The following is a 23,655-nucleotide window of genomic DNA, read 5'->3' on the forward strand; positions in this document are numbered from 1 at the left end:
TGGAAATGGCCGCCGATCTTGCCTCGACCGTGATCAAGCCGCTGCATCGCGAGGGATACAAGTTCCTGGCGATCTTCGCCGCGGCGACGCTGGTGCTGTTCCTGATCTGGCAGCCGCTGGGCTGGATCGGGCTGGGCCTGACGGTCTGGTGCTACTACTTCTTCCGCGACCCCGATCGCGTGACCCCGATCCGCGACGGGCTGTTCGTCAGCCCCGCCGACGGCATCGTCTCGGCCATCGAACCGGCGCTGCCGCCGGCCGAACTGGGCCTCGACCCCGTCCCGCTGACGCGCATCAGCGTCTTCATGAACGTCTTCGACTGCCATGTGAACCGCCTGCCGATCGGCGGGACGATCCTGGCGGTCGCCTATCGGCCGGGCAAGTTTCTCAACGCCTCGCTCGACAAGGCGAGCGAGGACAACGAGCGCAACGCACTGGCGGTGGAACTGCCCGATGGCCGCCGGATCGCCGTGGTGCAGATCGCGGGTCTGGTCGCGCGCCGCATCCTGTGCGACGTGCAGCCGGGCGACGAGATGGAGACCGGCCAGCGCTTCGGCATGATCCGCTTCGGCTCGCGCGTCGATGTCTACCTGCCCGACGGGATCGCGCCGCTGGTCGCCGCCGGCCAGGGGACGATCGCGGGCGAGACCGTTCTCGCCGATCTCTCCGCGTCCGAGGATCCACGCCTGGGCGTGGTACGCTGACGCGATGTCCGGTTCCGGCCCCGACGACGACACCAGCGACCCGCGGACGACCGCGACGCCGGCAGCCGGGCCCGCCGACCCGCCCCCGGACGATACGGGCGAGGCCGCGGCGGACCGGCGCAGCCTGCCGCTTCTGCATCTTCTGCCCAACCTCGTCACGCTGCTGGGCCTCTGCGCCGGGCTGACCTCGATCCGCTATGTCCTCGACGGACGATACGAGATCGCGGCGGGCCTGATCGTGCTGGCCGCCATCATGGACGGGATGGACGGGCTGGTGGCTCGGCGGCTCAATGCCGCCAGCCACTTCGGGGCCGAGCTTGATTCGCTCTCGGATTTCGTCTGCTTCGGGGTGGCGCCGGGGGTCTTCATCTACCATTTCGCGCTGACCGACCTGCCGGGCATGGGCTGGCTGGCGGTGCTGCTCTACATCCTCTGCGCCTGCCTGCGGCTGGCCCGGTTCAACGTGATGCGCAACGCGCCGCCACCGCCGGGCCGGGCGCATTTCGTCGGCGTCCCGGCGCCGGCCGGGGCGATGCTGGCGCTTCTGCCGGTCTACATGACGCTGGCCGGCTGGGTCGACCTGCGCGCCTTTTCGGCGCCGATTGCCGTCTACCTGGCCATCGTCGGGCTGCTGATGATCTCGCGCCTGCCGACGCTCGCGCTCAAGGGGTTGCGGGTGCCGCGCAACCGTGCGGTCTTCGTCATGCTGGGCGTCGCGGTCTTCGCCGGCTTCGCGGTGGTGCGGCCCTGGGCGCTTCTGGCGCTGGCCGACCTTGCCTATCTGGCGGTGATCGCGCAGGCCGCCTGGGTCCACCGCCGCCGCCTGGCCTGACCGCGGCGCCGCCGGCCCGGCAGAAACCGGCCCCCGCCCTTGACCTTTGCGCCCGGCGACCCCTTATCTTTCACTGAAAGCGAAACCAACAACGGGGGAAACCATGTCTTTCACGCTTCCTGACCTGCCCTATGCGCACGATGCACTCGCCGACCTCGGCATGAGCCGCGAGACGCTGGAATACCACCACGACATCCACCACAAGGCCTATGTCGACAACGGCAACAAGGCGATTTCCGGGACCGAGTGGGACGGCAAGTCGGTCGAGGAGATCGTCAAGGGGACCTACAAGGCCGGCGCCGTGGCGCAGTCGGGGATCTTCAACAACGCCAGCCAGCACTGGAACCACAGCCAGTTCTGGCAATGGATGGCCCCCGGCGACAAGGCGATGCCCGGCGCGCTGGAAAAGGCCCTGACCGAGGCGTTCGGGTCGGTCGACAAGTTCAAGGAAGAGTTTTCCGCCGCCGGCGCCGGCCAGTTCGGCTCGGGCTGGGCGTGGCTGGTCAAGGATACCGACGGCAGCCTGAAGGTCACCAAGACCGAGAACGGCGTCAACCCGCTCTGCTTCGGCCAGACAGCACTTCTGGGCTGCGACGTGTGGGAGCACAGCTACTACATCGACTTCCGTAACAAGCGGCCGGCGTATCTGTCGAATTTCCTCGACAAGCTGGTCAACTGGGAAGCCGTCGCCGCGCGTCTGTGACGACGACGCCGGACATCGTGGCGCGGGGCCAGGGCGCCGCGCCGGTCTGGACTTCGCTACCTGCACTCATTGCGGCGGTCGCTCTGGCGGCCGCCGTTTTTCGTTTCCTCCCGGCCCCTGCGGCGGCGCTGCTCTGCCTCGCCCTGGGTTTCCTCATGGCGCTGCCCGGTGCGGCGGACGCGGCGGTCCGGCGCGGCCATGACCTGCGGCGTTACACCGATGCAAGCCTGCTGCGCCGGCTTCGCCAAGGGGGCGTCTGGCGCGTGCTCTGGCCCAGCGCTCTGGGAACCGGGCTGGCTGCCCTGCTCCTCGTGCGGCTGGCTGCGGGCGGGCCGTGGGTGTGGCTGACGACGCTGGCCGCGGTGCCCGCGGCACTTCTGCCGATGGCCGCGCTGCAGGCGATCGCCGCGCGCGAAATGGCGGGCGTGCATCGCGGCGCAACGCAGCGCCATGTGGCGCAACTCGTGGCGTCCGTCGTGGTCCTGGTCCTGTCGATACTCCTCGGCATGGGACAGGGGCTGTCCGATCCCACAGCGCCGACCGCCGACAGCGCCCTGATCCAGCAACTTTTCGCCCTGCATCGCCTCTGGGCGGGGGTCGAGGCCTGGCTCTGGTCCGAGGCCGCGGCGCTGGGTCTGCTGCCGCCCTGGCTGGCCGCCGGCCTTGCCGCCGCGGCGACCGGCGCGACCGGCTGGGCGGCGGCGGCGCTGACCCTTGCCGTACGCCTGCCCCCGGACGACCGCCTCCGCGCCCTTGCAACGGCGTCGGATGCCCCGGCGCCGCCAGCCGCGTCGCGCGCGGCCCTCGGCGCCGCGGCGCTGCTGGCCATCGCGGTCGTCGCAGGCGCCCATTGGGCCGAGTCGCGCCTCGGCGCGCTGCCTGTCCCGGATCGCCCCGTCTCGCGCCTGCAGACCGCCGCCGAGATCATCGGGGATCGGGCCTTCGTCCCCGGAACCTACGCCGAGGTCGTCGCGGCCCGGGATCGCACGCGCGCCCTCGATGCCTCGGGCCGGGCGCGGATCGCTGCGCAGATTGACGCCGGCTTCGATGCGATGCACGGCAATGTCGATACCTTTCTCGATGCCTATTACAGCCTGCCCGCCGAATACCTGCGCCTCGTCGATCTGGGCCTCGGCTGGGCCTCGGGACAGGGGGCAGAGCGGTTGCAACGCCGCCTCGACGCGCGCCTGATCTCGGCGCTCGACGCCGACACCCATCTGGCCCCGGTCCTGGACAGCGTCGTCCTTCTTGGGCACCAGATGGCCGAAAGCGACCGGCAGGTGGCGGCGCTGATCGACGCGCGCCGCCTCTCCGGCGTCAATCCCGGCCTTCTGCGGATCGAGGGCGCGCATGCCGATTTCCCGCCGCGCCCGGCTCTCCCCTCGGACGGGCTCAGCACGACGCTGCAGACCCGCCTTGGGGCCAGCGCGGCGACCGGCGCCGTCGCGGGCTGGATCACCCACCGCATCATGCGCCGTCTGGCCGCGCGCGGGGCGCTCCGCCTCGCCGCGCGCGGCCTGCTCGCCACGGTCCCGCTGGCCGGTGCCGCGGCGGCGATCGGCGCCGACCAGGCCCTGCTTATGGCCGAGGAGCGCCGCAACCGCGCCGGGTTCCGCGCGGAGATCGAAGCCGCGCTCGACGCGCAGCGCGCCGAGTTGCACGGCCTTCTCGACTGATCCCTTCCGCTGGCGACAGGACACCCCGCGCATCCGCATACAGCTCCGGCGCGCCCGCGAAGGTGGTTTAAATCAGGTTAACAAAAAATACGAAGCCGTTCCGATTCAGCCACTTGACCCCTCTGCGCAATTTGCGCAGCCGCCCCGTTCCGCCCTTCCGGCGCCTTCCGCCCCGGTTGTCCCCACGCAAAATCCGGCCCGCTTGGGGAGTGGCGCGCGCCCCCACCGCCCGCTATAACCCGCCGGCAACGGACAAGCGGCGGGACCTGCATGACGCTTCATTTCGTGAACGCAAGGCTGATCGACCCCGAGGCGCAGACCGACGCCCCCGGCACCCTGACGGTCGAAAAGTGCCGCATCATGGCCCGCGACACCGCGCCGCCCGACGGGGCCGAGGTCATCGACTGCGCCGGCAAGTGCCTGGCCCCCGGCCTCGTCGACTGGGGCGTGCAGGTCGGCGAGCCCGGCGCGCGCCACAAGGAAAGCTTCCGCTCGGCCGGGCGGGCGGCGGCCGCCGGCGGCGTCACCACGCTGATCGCCCGCCCCGACACCACCCCCGCCATCGACACGCCCGAGGTGCTGGAATTCGTCCGCCGCCGCGCCGCCGCCGAAACCCCCGTCAACATCCGCCACATGGCCACCCTGACCCGCGCCCGCGAGGGACGCGAGATGGTCGAGCTGGGCTTCCTGCTCGACGCCTGCGCGCTGGCCTTCACCGATGGCGACCGCGTCGTGCGCGACACCCGCGTCCTGTCGCGCTGCCTGACCTATGCCCGCGGCCTCGGCGCGCTGGTCGTCGGCCACCCGCAGGACCCGGGCCTCAGCGCCGGGTCGGCCGCCACCTCGGGCAAGTTCGCCAGCCTCCGCGGCCTGCCCGGCGTCTCGCCCATGGCCGAGCGCATGGGCTTCGACCGCGACATCGGCTTGGTCGAGATGACCGGTGCGCGCTACCACGCCGACCAGATCACCTGCGCGCGCACCCTGCCGGCGCTGGAACGCGCCAAGGCCAACGGCTTCGACGTCACCGCCGGCGTCTCGATCCACCACCTGACGCTGAACGAATTCGACGTCGGCGACTACCGCACCTTCTTCAAGTTGACCCCGCCCCTGCGGTCCGAGGATGACCGCCTGGCCGTGGTGCAGGCGGTGGCCGACGGGGTGATCGACGTCATCGCCTCCTTCCACACCCCGCAGGACGAGGAATCGAAGCGCCTGCCGTTCGAGGAAGCCGCCCCCGGCGCCGTCGGCCTGCAGACGCTCCTGCCCGCGGCGATGCGGCTCTACCACGCCGACGCGCTCAGCCTGCCGCAACTCTGGCGCGCCATGTCGCTGAACCCCGCGCAGCGGCTGGGGCTGGACTGCGGGCGCCTCGCCCCCGGCGCGCCCGCCGACCTCGTGCTCTTCGACCCTGACGCGCCCTTCATCCTCGACCGCTTCACGCTGCGCTCGAAGTCCCGCAACACCCCATTCGACGGCGCGCGGATGGAGGGGCGGGTGCTGGGCACCTGGGTCGCCGGCCAACCCATCCACGCGCGGGAGGATGCCTGATGCTCCCCGCGCTGGAAACCGCGCCGCTGATCCTGATGCTGATCGCGGTCGCCGCCTACCTGCTCGGGTCGGTCCCATTTGGCGTGGTCATCACCCGTATGCTGGGGCTGGGCGACCTGCGGGCGATCGGATCGGGCAACATCGGCGCCACGAACGTCCTGCGCACCGGCAACAAGGGCGCGGCGCTGGCGACCTTGTTGCTCGATGCCGGCAAGGGCGGCATCGCGGTCCTGATCGCGCGCGCCGTGGCGGGCGAGGATGCGGCGCAACTGGCCGCGCTGGCGTCGTTCCTTGGTCACCTCTTCCCGGTCTGGCTGGGCTTTCGCGGCGGCAAGGGGGTTGCGACCTTCCTCGGCACGCTTCTGGCGCTGGCCTGGCCGGTTGGCCTTCTGGCCTGCGCGACCTGGGCGGCGGTGGCCGCGATCAGCCGGATCTCGTCGCTCTCGGCACTGGTCGCCGCCGCCGCCACACCGCTCTGGCTCCTCCTCCTCGACCGGGCCGAGGCCGTGGCGCTCTGCGTGGCACTGGCCGCGCTGGTATTCGTTCGCCACGGCGAGAATATCGCCCGCCTGCGCGCCGGGACCGAGCCACGCATCGGTGCGCGCAAGCCCGATACACGCAAGAGTTGAAAAGCCACACGCAATGCGTTAACCTGAAATTAACGGTCGGGCAGCACGCTCGGGTCGGACGGCGCCCAGTCTCTCTGCGGCTCCGTCGATTCGGTAAGGAGCGGACATGGCAGCGGCTATCGTGATGCTTGGTTTTGGCGCGGGTGTGACCCTGGCGGTCGTGGCCTGGCTGGTCACCGCGTCGCTGCTGCTGACGGTCATCGCCTACCCGCTGGGAGGCATGCTGGGCTGCCTGCTGGCGGGCACCGCGATCGCCCTCTGCCGCGCACGCGCCGAGGGCGCGACGGCAAAGCCGTCCTGAGCCGCGCTGCCTTTCCTGCCGACCCCGTAAATCCGACAGCGTGAAACCCTACCAGCGCAGTCCCATGCGCAGCGCGTCGTAGATCCCGGCATGGACATTGCGTGACGCCACCGCGTCGCCGATCCGGTAGAGCATGAACCTACCCTCGGCATTCACTTCGGGCAGGATCGGTCCCTCGGTGCGGATCAGCGCGGCGTAATCGACCTGGCCCAGATTGCGCGATTGCGTCTTCAGCGCGAAGTAGAGCGTGTCGTTCGGCGCCGTCCCGTGTTCGGTGACGACCTGGTCGACCTCGCGCGTTTCGTTCCAGCCGGGCAGGAAGTCCGATCCCAGGCGCGCGCGGATCCGGTTGCCCGCCCGTTCCAGCGCCACGACGCGGGTGTTGATCGTCACGCGCACGCCGTGGGCCTGGAACGCCGCCATGTAGGGCGCGTGGTTCAGCCCGCCGATATCGGGCGCGAAGAAGCGCTCGGGGCTGACCAGTTCCACCCTTGCGCCGCCGCGCGCCAGCACCTCGGCCGCGCTCATGCCCGCATGCCCGCCGCCGTCGTCGTAGACCAGCACCTCGGCCCCCGGCCGCACGCCGCCGGACAGCACGTCCCAGCTTGACGTCGCCAGATCGTCGCCGGCCTCCAGCGGCGGGTTCTGCGGCAGCCCGCCGGTGGCGATGATGACCACCTCGGGGTCCAGGTCCAGAACCTCCGCTTCCTCGGCCCAGATGTCGTAGCGGATCGCCACGCCCAGACGGTCCAGTTCGGCCAGCCGCCAGTCGACGATCCCGCTCAATTCGCGCCGGCGCGGGTTCTTGACCAGCAGGTTGATCTGCCCGCCGGCCTGCGCTCCCGCCTCCAACACCTGCACTTCGTGTCCGCGCTCGGCGGCGACGCGCGCGGCCTCCAGCCCCGCCGGCCCGGCCCCCACGACGACCACGCGGCACGGCTTGGCGGCTTTCGGGATGACATGCGGGATCGTCGCCTCGCGGCCGGTTGCGGCGTTGTGGATGCAGAGCGCCTCGCCCCCTTCGTAGATGCGGTCCAGGCAATATGTCGCGCCGACGCAGGGGCGGATGCGGTGCTCGGCCCCACGGGCGACCTGCGCCACGATATGCGGGTCCGCCAGATGCGCGCGGGTCATGCCGACCATGTCCAGCTTGCCCGCGGCGATGGCGTGGCGGGCGGTGGCGACGTCGCTGATCCGGGCGGCGTGAAAGACCGGGAACTTCGTCGCCGCGCGCACCTCGCCCGCGAAATCCAGATGCGGGGCCGAGGGCATGCCGTGGATCGGAATCACCTGCGCCAGCGCCGCGTCGGTCTCGATATGCCCGCGGATCAGGTTGATGAAGTCGAACTTGCCGCTGGCGGCGATGCGCCGCGCGATCTCCACCCCCTCCTCGCGGCTCAGGCCCTTCTCCCAGTCCTCGTCCGCGACCATGCGGATGCCGACGATGAAATCCGGCCCCACCGCCGCGCGCACCGCGTCGATCACCGCCCAGGTGAAGCGCAGGCGGTTCTCCAGGCTGCCGCCCCAGTTATCGTCGCGGTGGTTGGTCGCGGGCGACCAGAAGCTGTCCATCAGGTGCCCGTAGGCCTCGAACTCGATCCCGTCGAGGCCGGCTTCCTGCATGCGTTGCGCGGCCGCGGCATAATCCGCGACGATCCGCGCGATGTCCCAATCCTCGGCCTCCTTGGGGAAGGCGCGGTGGGCGGGTTCGCGCACCGGGCTCGCCGACAGGACCGGCAGCCAGTCGCCCCGGTTCCAGCCCGTTCGTCGGCCCAGATGCGTCAGCTGGATCATCACCGCGCAGCCTTCGGCGTGGCAATCCTCGGCCAGCCGCGCCAGCCCGGGCACGATCTCGTCCCGGTAGGCCTGCAGGTTGCCGAAGGCGGCGGGACTGTCGGGCGCGACCAGCGCCGAGCCGGCGGTCATGGTCAGCGCCATCCCGCCGCGCGCCTTCTCGCGGTGGTAGAGCCGGTAGCGCTCGCCGGCCAGCCCGTCCTCGGCATAGGCGGGCTCGTGCGCGGTCGACATCACCCGATTCTTCAGCACCAGGTGCTTCAGCCGGTAGGGTTGCAGCAGCGGGTCGTGGCTCATGGGGCAGGCTCGGGAACAGGGGGGTGGGACGGACGATTCTCGGCACCGGCCGGGTCGGTGTCAAGCCGCCCCTGACCCGTCCTCGGGCCCGGTGCGCGCATGCGCGCAATCGATCAATGCGCTGAAATCACGCCAATAAAGTCGTGATGAAAATCCAATCTTAACTCTTTCCGCGGGCGCCGCCGGCCAGCCGCCCACCCCGGATCGGCGTCAGAGGCCCTTGGCACGGTAGCTGGCCGCCACCTTGTCGATCGCCACGATATAGGCGGCGGTGCGCAGGTCGTGGACGTCGTCGCGGCCATGCCAGACCTCGCGCATCGACTGGTAGGCCGTGCGCATCGTGTCATCGAGGCCCGAGCGCACCAGCGCCAACTCGTCCGCGCCCTGCAGGTAGCGCTTCTTGAAATCCGGGGCCAGTTCCCAGCCTAGGCCCTTGTCGGCCGACAGCCGCTCCAACTCCTCGATCAGCGCCAGCGCATGCGCTTCCTCGTTGCGGCGCTGCATCCGGCCGAAGCGGATATGGCTCAGGTTCTTGACCCATTCGAAATAGCTGACCGTGACGCCGCCGGCATTGGCGTACATGTCGGGGATGATCACCACGCCCTTGTCCTTCAGGATCTCGTCGGCGCCGGCGGTGATCGGACCGTTGGCGGCCTCGATGATCAGCGGCGCCTGGATGCGCGCGGCGTTGCCCAGATGGATCACGCCCTCCAGCGCGGCGGGGATCAGGATGTCGCACTCGGCCTCCAGCAGCGCACCGCCCTCCTCGTGATAGCTGGCGCCGGCGAAGTCGCGCACGCCGCCGGTCTGCACGATGTGCTGGCGCAGGGCCTCGATATCCAGCCCGTCGTCGTTGGTCACCGCGCCGTCACGCTCGATCACCGCGATGATCTTCGAGCCGTCCTCCTCGGACAGGAACTTGGCGGCGTGGAAGCCGACGTTGCCCAGGCCCTGCACGATGACCCGCTTGCCGTCCAGCGATCCCGTCAGCTTCGCCACCTTCACGTCGTCGGGGTGGCGGAAGAATTCGCGCAGCGCGTATTGCACGCCGCGGCCCGTGGCCTCCACCCGGCCCTTGATGCCGCCGGCATTCAGCGGCTTGCCGGTGACGCAGGCGCGGGCGTTGATGTCGGTGGTGTTCATCCGCGCGTACTGGTCGGCGATCCAGGCCATCTCGCGCTCGCCGGTGCCCATGTCGGGGGCGGGGACGTTCTGGGCGGGGTGGATCAGGTCGCGCTTGGCCAGCTCGTAGGCGAAGCGGCGGGTTATCTGCTCCAGCTCGTGCTCCTCGTACTTGCGCGGGTCGATCCGCAAGCCGCCCTTCGATCCGCCGAACGGCGTTTCGACCAGCGCGCATTTGTAGGTCATCAGCGCCGCCAGCGCCTCGACCTCGTCCTGGTGAACCTCGGGGGCGTAGCGGATGCCGCCCTTGACCGGTTCCATATGTTCGGAATGAACCGAACGATAGCCGGTGAAGGTCTCGATCCGGCCGCGCAGCCGCACGCCGAAGCGCACCGTGTAGGTGGCGTTGCAGACCCGGATCTTTTCGGCCAGGCCGGGCGACAGGTCCATCAGCGCCACGGCGCGGTTGAACATGATGTCGACGCTCTCGCGGAAGCTCGGTTCGTTCTGTTGCAGCATGGTATCGTCCCGCCCTGTTTCCTGGCCGACTCTGCGGCCGCATGTCGCACCTCACCCTAGCCGGTCCCGCCGCACTTTTCAAAACGCTTCTTTTTTCTGCGGTTTGTTTCAAAAAAGCGCTCGCCTTCCGGCTTGCGGGCGGATGACCGCGGCGCCGAACTGCGCTATTGCGCGGGCAGGCAGCGGGGGGCAGGCGGCGATGATCAGGCGGGCGGAACGGGGCGATCTGGCGGCAATCATCCGGCTTCTGGCCGACGACCCGCTGGGCCGCCTGCGCGAGGATGCGCGCGACCCGGTGCCGCCCGCCTATCTCGCGGCGTTCGAGGCGATCGACCGCGACTCCAACCAGTTGCTCGCCGTGGTCGAGGAGGACGGCCTGATCGTCGGCTGCCTGCAACTGACCTTCATCCCGGGCCTGTCGCGGCAGGGCATGTGGCGCGGGCAGATCGAAAGCGTGCGCGTCGCGCGATCGCACCGCGGGCGCGGGCTGGGGCGCAAGATCTTCGACTGGGCGATCGCCGCCTGCCGCGCGCGCCGCTGCGGGCTGGTGCAGCTGACCACCGACAAGTCCCGCGCCGAGGCGCACGCCTTCTACGCCGCACTGGGCTTCACCGCCAGCCACGAGGGGCTGAAGCTGACGCTGTGAACCCCGCCGCGCCGGGTCGCAGACCCGTGGGGTCAGCCGGTCGGGGGGCTTTGCCGCGCGCGCGATGAAGGTTACTGCCCTCTTCTGTCAGCAGTCCCAGCCTTACAGCCCGTACCGAGACAAGAAGGAGAGATCCGATGCCCATCCTCTACCACGCGCCGCAGTCGCGTTCGTCCACGCTGGCGGCCCTCGTCGAAGAACTGGCCGCCGATATCGAGATCCGCGAGGTGACGATCCCGCGCCAGGACGGCTCGGGCGGTCCCGACCCGCGCAATCCGCATCCCGAAAAGAAGGTCCCCTACCTTGTCGACGGCGACGAACATATCCGCGAGCGGGGCGCGATCATCCTCTACCTGACGGACAGGTATCCCGACGCAAGGCTCGGCCCGCTGCCCGGCGAACCGGGTCGCGGCGCCTACCTGTCGTGGCTTTTCTACTACCAGTCGGTGATGGAGCCGGTGATCATCCTGCACTGGGCAGAGATCAGCCACCCGGCGCTGACCGCGACGCTGCGCGATTTCGACACGATGATCGCGCAGCTGACCGAGGCGCTGCAACGGGGGCCGTATCTGCTGGGTGAGCGGTTCAGCGCGGCGGACCTGCTCTGCACCAGCCCGTTCCTGTGGTTTCCGGATCTGCTGCCCGACAACCCGCTTCTGAAGGACTGGGTGAAGCGCTGCAGCGAGCGGCCGTCGCAGCAACGGATCATCGCACGCGAGAAGCAGGGCGCGGCCTAGGCCCGCGACCCGGCGCCGGCGGGCCGCTTCAGGCGGTCCGCTCAGGCCCCCACCGCCTTGCGGACCATGTCGACATAGATGTCCTCGACCTGATCGCGGCTCAGGCGTCCGCCCTCGCGGAACCAGGTGTTGACGCCGGTCAGCATCGCGATCAGGGCCATCGTCGCCAGCCGCGTGTCGGGCAGGCGCATCGCGCCCTCGGCCTGGCCCTGGCGCAGGATCGCCTCCAATTCGCCCTCGTAGCGGCGGCGCAGGGCTTCCAGCGCGGCGAAGTTGCCGGGGGTGAGGTTGCGCAACTCCATGTAGGATACGAAGACCGCGTCGGCGCGCGCGGCGTGAAAGCGGATGTGGAAGCGCGCGAAATGCTCCAGCCGCGACAGCGCGTCGCCGGCCGGCGGGCGGCTTTCGGCCCAGGCGGTCAGCAGGTCCTCCATATGGCCGCGCATCAGCTCGAACAGCAGCCCCTGCTTGTCGCTGATGTACTGGTAAAGCGCGCCGGCCTGCACGCCCACCTCGGCGGCGATCTGGCGCATCGACACCGCCGCATAGCCGTGACGCGCGAACAGCCGCAGCGCCGCCGCGCGCAGGCGCGGGCCGGTGATCTCGGCACGGGAACCGGGTTTGCGGGCCATGCCGCAGTTTCGACTGAACGGGCGTTCAATTCAACCCCGCGTCAGGCCCGAGTCCACCCCGCGAGCGGGCGCTTTCGGGCAATATTATGCTTAAGCATATTCCCCAATCCTGCCACATGCCCCCCGCAACCGCCCCGCGCGCGGGCGGGCGAAGGGTGCGGCCAAGGCCCGCCAAACGTCGTTTTCGGGCCAAAGTGCCATACGTTTGGGTAGTGGGTCAGTTTGAAATGTGACGGTTACAGTGCATTGTAAGGTTCCGTTTGCGCTGCGCCCCGCCAGGCCCCATATTGAGGGCATGACAGACAAGCCCAAGAGACCCCGCGACGCGAACCAGTTGGCCAAGCACATTGTGGACCTGGCGACAGGGGATGTGCTGCCAGAAAAAGAAAAAGACCCCTCCGCTGTCGAAAGGGGTCTTAAAGGCGGATCAAAGGGCGGGAAAGCGCGGGCTAGTCGCATGACCGCTGAGGAAAGATCAGAGGCGTCACGCCGGGCTGCTCAATCTCGCTGGTCTCGATAGCCGCATCTTTTTCATCCTGCTTTTTTCCGAAACTGCGCCCCGGATACCACTCCCTGAGCGCCCACTTGCCGCGCTGAAGGCTTACGATATCCCCCACTTGCTTTTGTCGGCGGTTGAGAATTGACCCTACGCTGTTTGTTTTGTTTCCCGTCAGCAGCAGCCCCCCGGCTTCCATAGCCTCGACTAGATCAGCAGGTGACATGGGCTTGCGCTTGTTTGCGAGGATAATCTTTGCAGCGTCGTGAACCTTCATGCCGAGAAAAGGGTTTTCCCCGTTCGGCTCGTGCGCGTCGCGACGGGGCTGAGGTTCGCGATCCTGAGCTTCGTTGGCGACGGAAAGCCCCGCCATGTGCCGAAGGTTTCGGATTGTCCTATCCAGCTCATCCCGCTTGGCCTCTAGGTCGGCGATGACCGCAGCGTAGTGATTTTCATCGATTTGGCTTGTCATGGTGGCCCTCCTCAAGTATAAGAGCCGCATGCGGACGCTTATGCAGCCCGCATGCGACATGCCCCAATCGCTTAGGTTTTGGAGCGGTTCACTTTCTTGGCGGACCCATCTTTCTAAACCTCTCGCGATCTGGCCCGGTAAGGCATTTCAACCCGCAGCGTTCCTAGCGCTGCGGGTCTCTTGTTGCCTGATCCCCTCGCCGCGTTCAAGCAGAAAAACTACAAAGCAAGCAGGTTCTGCAAATATTCTGCGTTATTGGCGCATTTTTCTCTTGAAACTGACCGAATGCGTAGGCTAATGTTGGGTCATGAACAAGCTAGATAACAAAACCCGCACATTGATCTTGCGCTTGCTTTGCGAGGGGAACAGCATCCGAGCCACTTCGCGAATCGCTGATGTAAGCAAGAACACCGTAAACAAGCTGCTGATCGACGCGGGTAAGGCGTGTGCGGACTATCACGACGCTAACGTTCGTAACGTTCGCGCTTCGCTGGTTCAGTGCGATGAGATTTGGTCGTTCACTTACGCCAAGGAAAAGAACGTGGCTAAGGCGAAGGCCGCGCCCGAGGATGCTGGCGATACTTGGACCTGGACCGCGCTGGACAGCGAAAGCAAGCTGATCGTGTCATATCTGGTCGGCGGCCGTGACAGCGAGTACGCGACGGCCTTCATGGACGATCTGCGTGACCGTCTTGCGAACCGCGTCCAGTTGACCACAGACGGGCACAAGGCATACCTCGAAGCCGTCGAGGGCGCGTTCGGTGCTGACGTGGACTATGCGCAGTTGGTGAAATTGTACGGCGAACCCACAGGCCAGAAGGGGCACGAGCGCAAGTATTCGCCTTCGGAATGCACCGGAACTAAAAAGCGTCTGATCGAAGGCCAGCCGGTCAAGGAACTGGTCAGCACGTCGCATGTCGAGCGGCAAAACCTGACGATGCGGATGCACATGCGCCGCTTCACCAGGTTGACTAACGCCTTTTCCAAGAAGGTTGAAAACCACGCGCACGCCGTGGCGCTTCACTTCATGTTCTACAACTTCTGTCGCATCCACCAAACGCTACGCGTCACGCCTGCTATGGCTTCCGGGCTGACTGATCGGCTTTGGGATATCGCTGATCTGGTGGCGCTGGTCGAAGCTGCCGAGCCTTCCCCGGCTAAGCGCGGGCCGTACAAGAAGCGGCTGCCTGCTTGACTTTATGTCATCTCTGTTTATGCCGATCTGGTGTCAGATGCAGGGAAGGGAGCGATGGCTCTAACAAACAAAGACGCGTCTATTGTCCTGGGAATGATTGCTAGAGGAGACAAGCAGCACAACATCGCGGCTTGGTTCGGCGAGAACCAAGCGCGTATTGTGGAGGTAGAAAAGGGATCTCACGGCTCGCTACCACTAGCCCCAGCCGCTGACTTGCCGCCGAAAGGTTCGCCCGGTCCGAAAGGTCGACGCGTAAGGGGGGTTGCCGGCAGGGCATTAGCGGCCATAGAGGCTGGCGACGTAGATGGAGCCAAAAAGCTTCTTCAAGACGGGATCGCCGCTTTCGACAAGCACGAAACCTGATAGTCGCCGTCGCGCTCTAAGTTCCTGCGGCATGGCGGTATCCAAACCACCTTGGTTGCTTGTTCTTTGGCCTCAAGATCCCAGACGAACCACCCGTATCCGGTCGCGGTGGACGCCTTTGGGTCAACTCGGCCTTTGACCATCGGTACTCTTTCACAAAATTGGGCAAACAAGGCAGGCGGCGCATTTCGGAAAACTCGCTCGTATCGCCCGACACTTTCCAGAAATACCGTTCGGGCCAGGATCGCCACGCCTTTCCGCGCGACCGACAGCGCTCTGGCAACAAAATCCTCCGCTATGCGGAATGGTGGGTTTGTTATAACCCAATCATGCGAGCCTACCTCGTAGGGGAAGGTCAGAAAATTACGGATCTCATTTGATCCATAAGGGTAGGCATCAAATCCGTCGACGTGGGCGAAATATTCTCGAAGAGGCCCGGACATGTAGCCTCTGCCGCACGCTGGCTCTAGGCACGTTGCGTCGCGTACCCTATCTAAACCAATCACATGCTCCACAAGGGCGCGTGTAGCCCAGGGCGGCGTGGGAAAATCGTCAGCGCTGTTTAGCGGTTCGCGGCGCTGAGCCATCACTGCGTGGGACATGTTTTGCATCAGGAACCCTCCAGCCTCTCGCGCAACTGAATCAGAGTTCTTTCGCATTGTGAATCCCGAAAATTCAAACTGACCCACTACCTACGTTTGCCATACGCTTGCCATACGCCTGCCATACGCTTGCCAGCAGGCAAAAGTCGCGTGTTTTCAGCGCTCTGTCCGAAAATCGCCCGTGCCGCGCCGCCCCCCGCCGCGCGCCCCCGCAGGTTTTCGTTAACCGCCCGCCGTGGGCCGCGCCGTCACTCCCGCTCGCGCTTCAGCGGCCGGCTGAGCAGCAACTCGACCGCGTCCGCCAGCGTCACCTTCCCGTCGACCAGCGCCGCCACCATCGCCGTGACCGGCAGCGCATCCGCCGGCGCCGCCGCAGCCAGCGCGCGGGCGGTCGCCACCCCCTCGACCGTCGCGCCGGCCTCGGGCGGGCGGCCCGCGCCCAGCGCCAGCCCGTGGCGATAGTTGCGCGACTTCTCCGAGGTGCAGGTCAGCACCAGATCGCCCAGCCCCGACAGGCCGTGCAGCGTCTCGCTATCGGCCCCGCGCGCCTCGGCGTGGCGGGTCATCTCGGCGAAACCGCGGGTCATCAGCGCCGCCCGCGCGCTTTCCCCCAGGCCCGCGCCGATGCTGACCCCGGCGGCGATGGCGATGACGTTCTTCAACGCCCCGCCCATCTGCGCGCCGGTCAGATCCCCGGTCAGGTAAAGCCGCAGGCTTCGTGTCGACAGCGCCTCCTGCAGCGCCTCGGCGCCCGGCGCGGTGGCGGCCAGGGTCAGCGCCGTGGGCTTGCCGCGCGCGATGTCGGCGGCAAAGCTGGGCCCGGTCAGCACCGCCACCCGCGCCCCCGGCAGGACATCCGCAATCACTTCGGTCGGCAGCAGGCCGGTGCCCAGTTCGACCCCCTTGCAGCAGGCGACCAGCGTGCAGCCGGCCAGCCGCTCCGCCTGCGCCTGCAGCACCTCGCGCAGCCGCTGCGTGGGCACGGCCAGCAGCACGATTTCCCTTGCTGCATTGGCGATATCCGCGGTCGGGACCACCCCCGGCGGCAGCCGCACACCGGGCAGACGCGCGCGGTTCTCGCGCCCCTCGGCCATCTCGGCCGCCGCGGCCGGGTCGCGCAGCCACAGCGCCACCTCGCGCCCGGCGGCGGCCTGCGCCACCGCCAGCGCCGTGCCGAAAGCGCCCGCGCCGATCACCCCGATCCGTTCCGCCATCGCGCGCTCCTCCTTCGCTGTCTATCGGGGCCGCGGACCGGCACTGTCAAGCCGCGCCCCCTTTGCGCCCGCCGCGCACTGTCTATACTCTGCCGTCAACGCCCTGAACGGAGCCCGCCCGATGGTCGATATCGCCAACCGTGTGCACAACCACAACTGGAAGATCGACCCGATCGTGCGTTCGCTGATCGACAACGACTTCTACAAGCTTCTGATGTGCCAGTCGGTCTTTCGCAACCGGCCGGACACGCAGGTCACCTTCAGCCTGATCAACCGCAGCAAGCAGATCCGCCTGACCGAACTGATCGACGAGGGCGAGTTGCGCGAACAGCTCGACCATGTCCGCTCGCTCCGCCTGACGCGGGGGGAAAGCACCTGGATGCGGGGCAACACCTTCTACGGCCAGCGGCAGATGTTCCGCCCCGATTTCATGGAATGGTTCGAAAACCTGCGCCTGCCGCCCTACCACCTGGAAAAGCGCGACGGCCAGTACGAGCTGACCTTCGAAGGCCCCTGGCCCGAGGTCATGCTGTGGGAAATCCCGGCGCTGGCGGTCCTGATGGAGCTGCGCTCGCGCGCGGTTCTCAAGGACATGGGCTATTTCGAGCTGCAGGTTCTCTACGCCCGCGCCATGGCCCGGGTCTGGGAAAAGGTCGAACGCCTGCGCCAGCTCGACGGCCTGCGGCTGGCCGATTTCGGCACGCGGCGGCGGCATTCCTACCTCTGGCAGGAATGGTGTGTCCAGGCCCTGGTCGAGGGGCTGGGCCCGGCCTTCATCGGCACCTCGAACTGCCGCATCGCGCTGCGCCGCGACCTGGAGGCGATCGGCACCAACGCGCACGAGTTGCCGATGGTCCACGCCGCGCTCGCCCGCACCGACGAGGAACTTGCCGAGGCGCCCTACCGCGTGCTGGCCGACTGGCACGAGGAGCATTCGGGCAACCTGCGCATCATCCTGCCCGACACCTTCGGCACCGAGGGCTTCCTGAAACGCGCGCCCGAATGGCTGACCGGCTGGACCGGCGTGCGCGTCGATTCCGGCGATCCCGCCACCGGCGCCGAAACCGCCATCCGCTGGTGGCAGGCGCACGGCGAGGACCCGCGCGAGAAGCTGATCATCTTCTCCGACGGGCTGGATGTCGACCGGATCGAAACCCTGCACGCCCAGTTCCGCGGGCGGGTCAAGGTCAGCTTCGGCTGGGGCACGTTGCTGACCAACGACTTCCGGGGGCTGGCGCCGGGCGATGGGCTGGCGCCCTTCAGCCTTGTCTGCAAGGCGGTCGCGGCGGACGGACGGCCGACTGTCAAGCTGTCGGACAACCCCAACAAGGCAATGGGCCCCGAGGCCGAGATCGAACGCTACAAGCGCGTCTTCGGCGTCGGCGCGCAGGAGGCGCTGGAGGTCGTGGTCTGACCGCCTGTCGCGCCTAGCTTAGCCGCCGCGCGCTCCAGGCGAAGGCGGCCAGCGCGCCGGCGGCGAACCCGCCGGCATGCGCCTCCCAGGCCATCTGCCAGCCGACCAGCCAGGCCGACAGCACGTTCAGCGCCATCAGCGCCAGCGCCAGCACGGCGATGCCGGTGCGCGGCTGCCCGGTCTGCCGTTCCCCCTCGGCGATCAGCACCAGAAGCGCGCCGGCGACGCCGAAAAGCGCCCCGGACGCGCCAACCATCGGCTGGCCCAGCGGCCCGAAGGCGGCAAAGGCCAGCCCGCCGCCCAGGGTCGACGCCGCCAGCACCAGCACCAGCCCGGCCTGCCCCATCCGCACCCGCACCGCCGCCCCCAGGCCGATCAGCGCGATCACGTTGGTCGCCAGATGCGTGAACCCCGCGTGCAGCAGCGCATGGCTGACGAACATCGTGACCGGCTGCAGCGCGTAGTTGCCCTCCCACCCCGCGCGGACCAGCCCGGCCCAGAACCCGCCGTTGAGATAGGCCATCATCCGCCAGCGCGCCGACCCCCAGAGCCCACGCTCGGCCCCGATCAGCGCCAGTTCGACGGAGATGCAAAGAAGCGCCAGCGCCAGCACCAGCCAGTGCCGCCGCAGTCGGGCGGTCACGGGCGTTCGGGCGGGGGACGGCGCGCGCGTCATGCGCGAGCCTTGCCGCGCCGGCCGGGCAAAGGCAAGCACCGATGCCTGCCCATTGACCGCCCCGCGATTCCGCCGCATATGCGGCCCCATGACCGAACTTTCGCGCATCCGCAACTTCTCGATCGTGGCGCATATCGACCACGGCAAATCCACGCTCGCCGACCGGCTGATACAGCTGACCGGCACCGTGGCCGAACGCGACATGAAGGAGCAGTTGCTCGACGCGATGGATATCGAGCGCGAGCGCGGCATCACCATCAAGGCCAACACCGTGCGCATCGACTATCCCGCGCAGGACGGCCACACCTATGTGCTGAACCTGATCGACACGCCCGGCCATGTCGACTTCGCCTACGAGGTCAGCCGCTCCATGCGCGCGGTCGAAGGCTCGCTTCTGGTCGTCGACGCCTCCCAGGGGGTCGAGGCGCAGACGCTGGCCAATGTCTACCACGCGCTCGATGCCGACCACGAGATCGTGCCGGTCCTGAACAAGATCGACCTGCCGGCGGCCGAGCCCGACCGCGTGAAGGAACAGATCGAGGACGTGATCGGCCTCGACGCCTCGGACGCGATCCGCATCTCGGCCAAGTCCGGCCTGGGCATCCCCGACGTGCTGGAGGCCATCGTCAAGCGCCTGCCGCCGCCGAAAGGCGAGCGCGACGCGCCGCTAAAGGCGATGCTGGTCGATTCGTGGTACGACCCCTACCTGGGCGTCGTCGTGCTGATCCGCGTCATGGACGGCGTCATCCGCAAGGGCGACAAGATCAAGATGATGCAGACCGGCGCCGCCTACGGCGTCGACAAGCTGGCGGTGCTGAAGCCCGCGATGGTCGACATCGCCGAGCTGGGCCCCGGCGAGATCGGCATCCTCACCGGATCGATCAAGCAGGTCCGCGACACCCGCGTCGGCGACACGATCACGCACGAGAAGAAGCCATGCGAAAAGCCGTTGCCCGGCTTCAAGCCGTCGATCCCGGTGGTCTTCTGCGGCCTCTTTCCGGTCGACGCCAACGATTTCGAGGGTCTGCGCGAAGCCATCGAGAAACTGGCGCTGAACGACGCGAGTTTCACCTACGAGATGGAAACCTCGGCCGCGCTCGGCTTCGGCTTCCGCTGCGGCTTCCTCGGCCTGCTGCACCTGGAAGTCGTGCGCGACCGGCTGGAGCGCGAATACGATCTGGACCTGATCACCACCGCCCCTTCGGTCGTCTATCGCATCCACATGCGCGACGGCACCATGCAGGAGCTGCACAACCCCGCCGACATGCCCGACCTGACCCATGTCGACCATATCGAGGAGCCGCGCATCCGCGCCACGATCATGGTGCCGGACGAGTACCTAGGTGACGTGCTGAAGCTCTGTCAGGACCGGCGCGGCATCCAGGAGGAACTGACCTACGCCGGCTCCCGCGCGATGGTCGTTTACGACCTGCCGCTGAACGAGGTCGTCTTCGACTTCTACGACCGGCTGAAATCGGTGACCAAGGGCTATGCCAGCTTCGACTACCAGATCACCGGCTACCGCGAGGACACGCTGGTCAAGATGTCGGTGCTGGTCAACGACGAACCCGTCGACGCGCTTTCGATGATGGTCCACCGCGACCGCGCCGAGATGCGCGGCCGCGCGATGGTGGAGAAGCTGAAGGAACTGATCCCGCGCCACATGTTCAAGATCCCGATCCAGGCGGCCATCGGCGGGCGCGTGATCGCGCGGGAAACGCTGTCGGCGATGCGCAAGGACGTGACGGCGAAATGCTACGGCGGCGACGTCACGCGCAAGAAGAAGCTTCTGGAAAAGCAGAAGGCCGGCAAGAAGAAGATGCGCCAGTTCGGCAAAGTCGAGATCCCGCAGCAGGCGTTCATCAACGCGCTGAAGATGGACAGCTGACCGCGCAGCAAGCCTAACTTTCTTCACCGCGCAAGCGTAACCCGGTCGAACTCGACGCCGGCGGGGCCGCGTACCGTCCGGTCTAGCCCCTTCGCGCCAAGCATGGCATGTCGCTGATCCGTGCGGGAAGCCTGCGTTACCCGCACGACGTTCCGCCCTCCGATCAAGCCTCTTGCCGAACCGATCTCGTTGTCGCAGTCTGGCCCGGAAAAGCGAACGATCCGGGGAGGGGTTGATGACGCGCCTGAGCATGAAGGTGAATGGACGCACGGTTTCGGCCGAGGCAGAGGGGCGGACGCTGCTGTCCGCGTTCCTGCGCCAAGGACTGGGCCTGACCGGTACCCATGTCGGCTGCGACACCGGCCAATGCGGCGCCTGCGTCGTGCATGTCGATGGAAAGCCCGTGAAATCCTGCAACGTGCTGGCCATGGACACCGCCGACGCCGAGGTCACGACGATCGAGGGGATGGCCAATGCCGATGGCTCGCTGTCGGTCCTGCAGCAGGCGTTCCAGGACCATCACGGCCTGCAATGCGGCTTCTGCACGCCCGGCATGGTGATGTCCGCCGCTGCCCTGCTGGAGGAAAACCCGACGCCGTCCGAAGCCGAGATCCGGCATTACCTTGAAGGCAACATCTGCCGCTGCACCGGCTATCACAACATCGTCAAAGCGGTCATGGCCGCCTCGGGTCAGGACGTGAGCCAGCTGGGCGTCGCCGCCGAATAGGCCGCGCAACCCGTCAGCATTGCCGGGGATTTTCAGAACCATCGGTTCAGCATCTGGACCACAGGGAGGACAGCATGCCCAAGGACATCGAGGCGCAAGGCGGCATCGGCGCGAGCACCAAGCGACGCGAGGATATCCGGTTCCTGACCGGGAACGGCCGGTATACCGACGACATCAACCTGCGCGGACAGGCCTATGTGCATTTCCTGCGCTCGGACATGGCGCACGGGCGGATCAACGGTCTCGACACCGCCGCCGCCGATGCCATGCCGGGCGTCATCCGAATCTTCACCGCCAAGGATTTCGAGGGTGTGGGCGGCCTGCCCTGCGGCTGGCAGGTGACCGACCGCCACGGCCAGCCCATGCAGGAACCCAAGCACCCGGTCCTGGCCGAGGGCAAGGTGCGCCATGTCGGCGATCCGATCGCCGCGGTGGTGGCCGAGACGCCCGATGCCGCGCGCGACGCCGCCGAGGCGATCGTCTTCGACATCGACGAACTGCCCGCCGTCATCGACATGAAGGCCGCGCTGGCCGAGGGCGCGACCAAGGTCCATGACGACCTGTCCTCGAACCTCTGCTACGACTGGGGCTTCGTCGAGGAGAACCGCGAGGCGGTCAACGAGGCCTTCACCAAGGCCGCGCATGTCACGCGGCTGGATCTGGTCAACAACCGGCTGGTCGCCAACCCGATGGAGCCGCGCGTCGCTGTCGGCGATTACGACGCGTGGAACGACCAATCGACGCTGTACACCACCAGCCAGAACCCGCATGTGATCCGGCTGCTGATGGGGGCTTTCGTGCTGGGCATCCCCGAGCACAAGCTGCGCGTCGTCGCCCCGGACGTGGGCGGCGGGTTCGGCTCCAAGATCTTCCACTATGCCGAGGAAGCGTTCTGCACCTTCGCGGCGCGGCAACTGAAGCGCCCGGTGAAGTGGACCTCCTCGCGCGCCGAGGCGTTCCTGTCGGACGCCCATGGCCGCGACCATGTGACCACAATCGAACTGGCGCTGGACGCGGACCACAAGTTCGCCGCGATCCGGACCGAAACCCGCGCCAACATGGGCGCCTATCTGTCCACCTTCGCGCCCTCGGTGCCGACCTGGCTGCATGGCGTGCTGATGGCCGGCAACTACACCACGCCGCTGATCTACGTGAACGTGAAGGCGGTCTTCACCAACACCATACCCGTCGATGCCTACCGCGGCGCCGGCCGGCCCGAGGCGACCTTCCAGCTGGAACGCGTGATCGACAAGGCCGCGCGCGAACTGGGCGTCGACCCGGTGGAACTGCGGCGCAAGAACTTCATCAAGCCGGAGCAGTTCCCGTACCAGACGCCGGTCGCGGTGGTCTACGATACCGGCAACTACCACGCGACGATGGACAAGCTGCTGGAGATCTCCGACCACGCGGGCTTTGCTGCGCGCGCCGAGACGTCGAAGGCGAATGGCAAGCTCAGAGGTTTCGGCATCGCGCATTACATCGAGGCCTGCGGCATCGCGCCCTCGAACCTGGTGGGCCAATTGGGCGCCCGCGCTGGGCTTTATGAAAGCGCGACGGTGCGGGTCAACGCCACGGGATCGATCAGCGTCTACACCGGCAGCCACAGCCACGGGCAGGGGCACGAGACGACCTTCGCCCAGGTGGTGGCCGAGATGATCGGGATCGACGCGGGGCAGGTGGAAATCCATCACGGCGACACGTCGAACACGCCGATGGGGATGGGGACCTATGGCTCGCGCAGCCTTGCCGTGGGCGGGTCGGCCATCGTGAAGGCCACCAACAAGATCATCGACAAGGCCAAGAAGATCGCCGCGCATCTGCTGGAGGCGTCGGAGGCCGATATCGAACTGAAGGACGGCAAGTTCGCGGTCGCGGGCACAGACAAGTCCGTGGACTGGGCCGGCGTGACGCTGGCCGCCTACGTGCCGCACAACTACCCGCTCGAAAGCCTTGAGCCGGGGTTGGAGGAAACCGCCTTCTACGACCCGTCGAACTTCACCTACCCGTCGGGGGGCTATGGCTGCGAGGTCGAGGTCGACCCCGAGACCGGCAAGGTGGAGATCCTCGCCTTCTCGGCCGCCGACGATTTCGGCAACATCGTCAACCCGATGATCGTCGACGGTCAGGTCCAGGGCGGGCTGGCGCAGGGGATCGGCCAGGCGCTGCTGGAAAACTGCACCTACGACGAGAACGGGCAACTCCTCTCGGCCTCGTACATGGATTACGCCATGCCGCGCGCCGACGATCTGCCGTCCTTCCGGGTGGATCATTCCTGCGTCACACCCTGCACGCACAACCCCTTGGGCGTGAAAGGCTGCGGCGAGGCCGGCGCCATCGGCTCGCCCCCCGCCGTTGTCAACGCGGTGATCGACGCGCTGCAACGCGGCGGCTACACGCATGTGACCCATATCGACATGCCGCTGACGCCCGCGCGCGTCTGGGCGGCGATGCAGAAGTGACGGGAGGCT

The 23,655-nt window shown here is 67.6% G+C and carries 21 protein-coding genes; 14 read left to right on the top strand and 7 right to left on the bottom strand.

From position 1 onward, the window contains the following. Positions 1–5: 5 nt before the first annotated feature. The 7 genes from IM708_RS05695 to IM708_RS05725 all read left to right on the top strand — a co-directional run bounded on the left by IM708_RS05695 (position 6) and on the right by IM708_RS05725 (position 6,393). On the top strand, positions 6–704 hold the full coding sequence (locus IM708_RS05695) for a phosphatidylserine decarboxylase (protein ID WP_209425368.1): 699 nt from the start codon (positions 6–8) through the stop codon (positions 702–704). A gap of 4 nt (positions 705–708) precedes the next feature. Next, complete coding sequence (gene pssA / locus IM708_RS05700; protein ID WP_209425369.1) at positions 709–1,536, top strand: CDP-diacylglycerol--serine O-phosphatidyltransferase; 828 nt, start codon at positions 709–711, stop codon at positions 1,534–1,536. A gap of 103 nt (positions 1,537–1,639) precedes the next feature. Then, positions 1,640–2,239 carry a superoxide dismutase gene (locus IM708_RS05705; protein WP_209425370.1) on the top strand — a complete coding sequence of 200 codons (600 nt, stop codon included), beginning with the start codon at positions 1,640–1,642 and terminating at the stop codon, positions 2,237–2,239. After that, positions 2,236–3,915: a hypothetical protein gene (locus IM708_RS05710; protein WP_209425371.1), complete on the top strand. Its 1,680-nt coding sequence runs from the start codon at positions 2,236–2,238 to the stop codon at positions 3,913–3,915. Before IM708_RS05705 ends, IM708_RS05710 begins: the two co-directional genes overlap by 4 nt. 270 nt (positions 3,916–4,185) lie before the next feature. Beyond that, the gene (gene pyrC / locus IM708_RS05715; RefSeq protein ID WP_209425372.1) at positions 4,186–5,463 is read left to right on the top strand and encodes a dihydroorotase; all 1,278 of its coding nucleotides are present in this window, start codon (positions 4,186–4,188) and stop codon (positions 5,461–5,463) included. After that, the gene (gene plsY / locus IM708_RS05720) at positions 5,463–6,092 is read left to right on the top strand and encodes a glycerol-3-phosphate 1-O-acyltransferase PlsY (RefSeq protein ID WP_209425373.1); all 630 of its coding nucleotides are present in this window, start codon (positions 5,463–5,465) and stop codon (positions 6,090–6,092) included. Before pyrC ends, plsY begins: the two co-directional genes overlap by 1 nt. Positions 6,093–6,198: 106 nt before the next feature. Continuing rightward, complete coding sequence (locus IM708_RS05725) at positions 6,199–6,393, top strand: hypothetical protein (protein ID WP_209425374.1); 195 nt, start codon at positions 6,199–6,201, stop codon at positions 6,391–6,393. 48 nt (positions 6,394–6,441) lie between these two features. Here the strand turns inward: IM708_RS05725 and IM708_RS05730 are convergent, their stop codons facing one another. Both IM708_RS05730 and IM708_RS05735 read right to left on the bottom strand, forming a co-directional pair. Next, the gene (locus IM708_RS05730) at positions 6,442–8,484 is read right to left on the bottom strand and encodes an FAD-dependent oxidoreductase (protein ID WP_209425375.1); all 2,043 of its coding nucleotides are present in this window, start codon (positions 8,482–8,484) and stop codon (positions 6,442–6,444) included. A gap of 210 nt (positions 8,485–8,694) precedes the next feature. After that, on the bottom strand, positions 8,695–10,122 hold the full coding sequence (locus tag IM708_RS05735) for a Glu/Leu/Phe/Val dehydrogenase (protein WP_209425466.1): 1,428 nt from the start codon (positions 10,120–10,122) through the stop codon (positions 8,695–8,697). A gap of 202 nt (positions 10,123–10,324) precedes the next feature. On the opposite strand from IM708_RS05735, the gene IM708_RS05740 reads away from it, so the two are divergent. Together IM708_RS05740 and IM708_RS05745 are read left to right on the top strand one after the other, a co-directional pair. Beyond that, positions 10,325–10,771 (top strand): GNAT family N-acetyltransferase, encoded by a 447-nt coding sequence (locus tag IM708_RS05740; protein WP_209425376.1) that lies wholly within the window; start codon positions 10,325–10,327, stop codon positions 10,769–10,771. Between the two features lie 137 nt (positions 10,772–10,908). Beyond that, positions 10,909–11,508, top strand: a complete 600-nt coding sequence (locus IM708_RS05745; protein ID WP_209425377.1) for a glutathione S-transferase family protein — start codon at positions 10,909–10,911, stop codon at positions 11,506–11,508. 41 nt (positions 11,509–11,549) lie between these two features. On the opposite strand, the gene IM708_RS05750 is transcribed toward IM708_RS05745, so the two are convergent. Continuing rightward, the gene (locus IM708_RS05750) at positions 11,550–12,140 is read right to left on the bottom strand and encodes a TetR/AcrR family transcriptional regulator (RefSeq protein ID WP_209425378.1); all 591 of its coding nucleotides are present in this window, start codon (positions 12,138–12,140) and stop codon (positions 11,550–11,552) included. A 449-nt stretch (positions 12,141–12,589) separates the two neighbouring features. Further along, the gene (locus IM708_RS05755) at positions 12,590–13,108 is read right to left on the bottom strand and encodes a winged helix-turn-helix domain-containing protein (RefSeq protein WP_209425379.1); all 519 of its coding nucleotides are present in this window, start codon (positions 13,106–13,108) and stop codon (positions 12,590–12,592) included. Positions 13,109–13,415: 307 nt separating this feature from the next. On the opposite strand from IM708_RS05755, the gene IM708_RS05760 reads away from it, so the two are divergent. Further along, positions 13,416–14,303, top strand: coding sequence for an IS1 family transposase (locus IM708_RS05760; protein ID WP_209425380.1), 888 nt, complete (start codon positions 13,416–13,418; stop codon positions 14,301–14,303). 323 nt (positions 14,304–14,626) lie between these two features. Here the strand turns inward: IM708_RS05760 and IM708_RS05765 are convergent, their stop codons facing one another. Together IM708_RS05765 and IM708_RS05770 are read right to left on the bottom strand one after the other, a co-directional pair. Beyond that, on the bottom strand, positions 14,627–15,109 hold the full coding sequence (locus IM708_RS05765; RefSeq protein WP_209425381.1) for a hypothetical protein: 483 nt from the start codon (positions 15,107–15,109) through the stop codon (positions 14,627–14,629). Between the two features lie 407 nt (positions 15,110–15,516). Continuing rightward, positions 15,517–16,482 (bottom strand): NAD(P)H-dependent glycerol-3-phosphate dehydrogenase, encoded by a 966-nt coding sequence (locus tag IM708_RS05770; RefSeq protein WP_209425382.1) that lies wholly within the window; start codon positions 16,480–16,482, stop codon positions 15,517–15,519. Positions 16,483–16,603: 121 nt separating this feature from the next. Between IM708_RS05770 and pncB the strand changes: the two genes are divergently transcribed. Next, complete coding sequence (pncB, locus tag IM708_RS05775) at positions 16,604–17,896, top strand: nicotinate phosphoribosyltransferase (RefSeq protein ID WP_209425383.1); 1,293 nt, start codon at positions 16,604–16,606, stop codon at positions 17,894–17,896. Between the two features lie 13 nt (positions 17,897–17,909). On the opposite strand, the gene IM708_RS05780 is transcribed toward pncB, so the two are convergent. Next, the gene (locus tag IM708_RS05780; RefSeq protein WP_245243022.1) at positions 17,910–18,680 is read right to left on the bottom strand and encodes a rhomboid family intramembrane serine protease; all 771 of its coding nucleotides are present in this window, start codon (positions 18,678–18,680) and stop codon (positions 17,910–17,912) included. On the opposite strand from IM708_RS05780, the gene lepA reads away from it, so the two are divergent. From lepA to IM708_RS05795, 3 genes are all read left to right on the top strand, one after another. Beyond that, entirely contained in the window at positions 18,661–20,460 is a 1,800-nt protein-coding gene (lepA, locus tag IM708_RS05785) for a translation elongation factor 4 (protein WP_209425384.1), read from the top strand. The genes IM708_RS05780 and lepA overlap by 20 nt on opposite strands. Positions 20,461–20,695: 235 nt before the next feature. Further along, positions 20,696–21,187, top strand: coding sequence for a (2Fe-2S)-binding protein (locus IM708_RS05790; RefSeq protein ID WP_209425385.1), 492 nt, complete (start codon positions 20,696–20,698; stop codon positions 21,185–21,187). A 74-nt stretch (positions 21,188–21,261) separates the two neighbouring features. Beyond that, positions 21,262–23,646, top strand: a complete 2,385-nt coding sequence (locus IM708_RS05795) for a xanthine dehydrogenase family protein molybdopterin-binding subunit (RefSeq protein WP_209425386.1) — start codon at positions 21,262–21,264, stop codon at positions 23,644–23,646. Positions 23,647–23,655: the final 9 nt, after the last annotated feature.

Origin of the sequence: Pararhodobacter sp. SW119, from assembly GCF_017811755.1 — a bacterium.
Taxonomy (GTDB): domain Bacteria; phylum Pseudomonadota; class Alphaproteobacteria; order Rhodobacterales; family Rhodobacteraceae; genus Pararhodobacter.

What these genes read in the sequence shown, in the direction of transcription:
- pssA (WP_209425369.1), top strand. Translation starts at nt 709, where the DNA reads ATGTCCGGTTCCGGCCCCGACGACGACACCAGCGACCCGCGGACGACC.
- IM708_RS05760 (WP_209425380.1), top strand. Translation starts at nt 13,416, where the DNA reads ATGAACAAGCTAGATAACAAAACCCGCACATTGATCTTGCGCTTGCTT.
- pncB (WP_209425383.1), top strand. Translation starts at nt 16,604, where the DNA reads ATGGTCGATATCGCCAACCGTGTGCACAACCACAACTGGAAGATCGAC.
- IM708_RS05750 (WP_209425378.1), bottom strand. Translation starts at nt 12,140, where the DNA reads ATGGCCCGCAAACCCGGTTCCCGTGCCGAGATCACCGGCCCGCGCCTG.
- lepA (WP_209425384.1), top strand. Translation starts at nt 18,661, where the DNA reads ATGACCGAACTTTCGCGCATCCGCAACTTCTCGATCGTGGCGCATATC.
- IM708_RS05770 (WP_209425382.1), bottom strand. Translation starts at nt 16,482, where the DNA reads ATGGCGGAACGGATCGGGGTGATCGGCGCGGGCGCTTTCGGCACGGCG.
- plsY (WP_209425373.1), top strand. Translation starts at nt 5,463, where the DNA reads ATGCTCCCCGCGCTGGAAACCGCGCCGCTGATCCTGATGCTGATCGCG.
- IM708_RS05740 (WP_209425376.1), top strand. Translation starts at nt 10,325, where the DNA reads ATGATCAGGCGGGCGGAACGGGGCGATCTGGCGGCAATCATCCGGCTT.
- IM708_RS05705 (WP_209425370.1), top strand. Translation starts at nt 1,640, where the DNA reads ATGTCTTTCACGCTTCCTGACCTGCCCTATGCGCACGATGCACTCGCC.
- IM708_RS05765 (WP_209425381.1), bottom strand. Translation starts at nt 15,109, where the DNA reads ATGTCCGGGCCTCTTCGAGAATATTTCGCCCACGTCGACGGATTTGAT.
- IM708_RS05790 (WP_209425385.1), top strand. Translation starts at nt 20,696, where the DNA reads ATGACGCGCCTGAGCATGAAGGTGAATGGACGCACGGTTTCGGCCGAG.
- IM708_RS05725 (WP_209425374.1), top strand. Translation starts at nt 6,199, where the DNA reads ATGGCAGCGGCTATCGTGATGCTTGGTTTTGGCGCGGGTGTGACCCTG.
- IM708_RS05755 (WP_209425379.1), bottom strand. Translation starts at nt 13,108, where the DNA reads ATGACAAGCCAAATCGATGAAAATCACTACGCTGCGGTCATCGCCGAC.
- IM708_RS05730 (WP_209425375.1), bottom strand. Translation starts at nt 8,484, where the DNA reads ATGAGCCACGACCCGCTGCTGCAACCCTACCGGCTGAAGCACCTGGTG.
- IM708_RS05780 (WP_245243022.1), bottom strand. Translation starts at nt 18,680, where the DNA reads ATGCGCGAAAGTTCGGTCATGGGGCCGCATATGCGGCGGAATCGCGGG.
- pyrC (WP_209425372.1), top strand. Translation starts at nt 4,186, where the DNA reads ATGACGCTTCATTTCGTGAACGCAAGGCTGATCGACCCCGAGGCGCAG.
- IM708_RS05695 (WP_209425368.1), top strand. Translation starts at nt 6, where the DNA reads ATGGCCGCCGATCTTGCCTCGACCGTGATCAAGCCGCTGCATCGCGAG.
- IM708_RS05745 (WP_209425377.1), top strand. Translation starts at nt 10,909, where the DNA reads ATGCCCATCCTCTACCACGCGCCGCAGTCGCGTTCGTCCACGCTGGCG.
- IM708_RS05795 (WP_209425386.1), top strand. Translation starts at nt 21,262, where the DNA reads ATGCCCAAGGACATCGAGGCGCAAGGCGGCATCGGCGCGAGCACCAAG.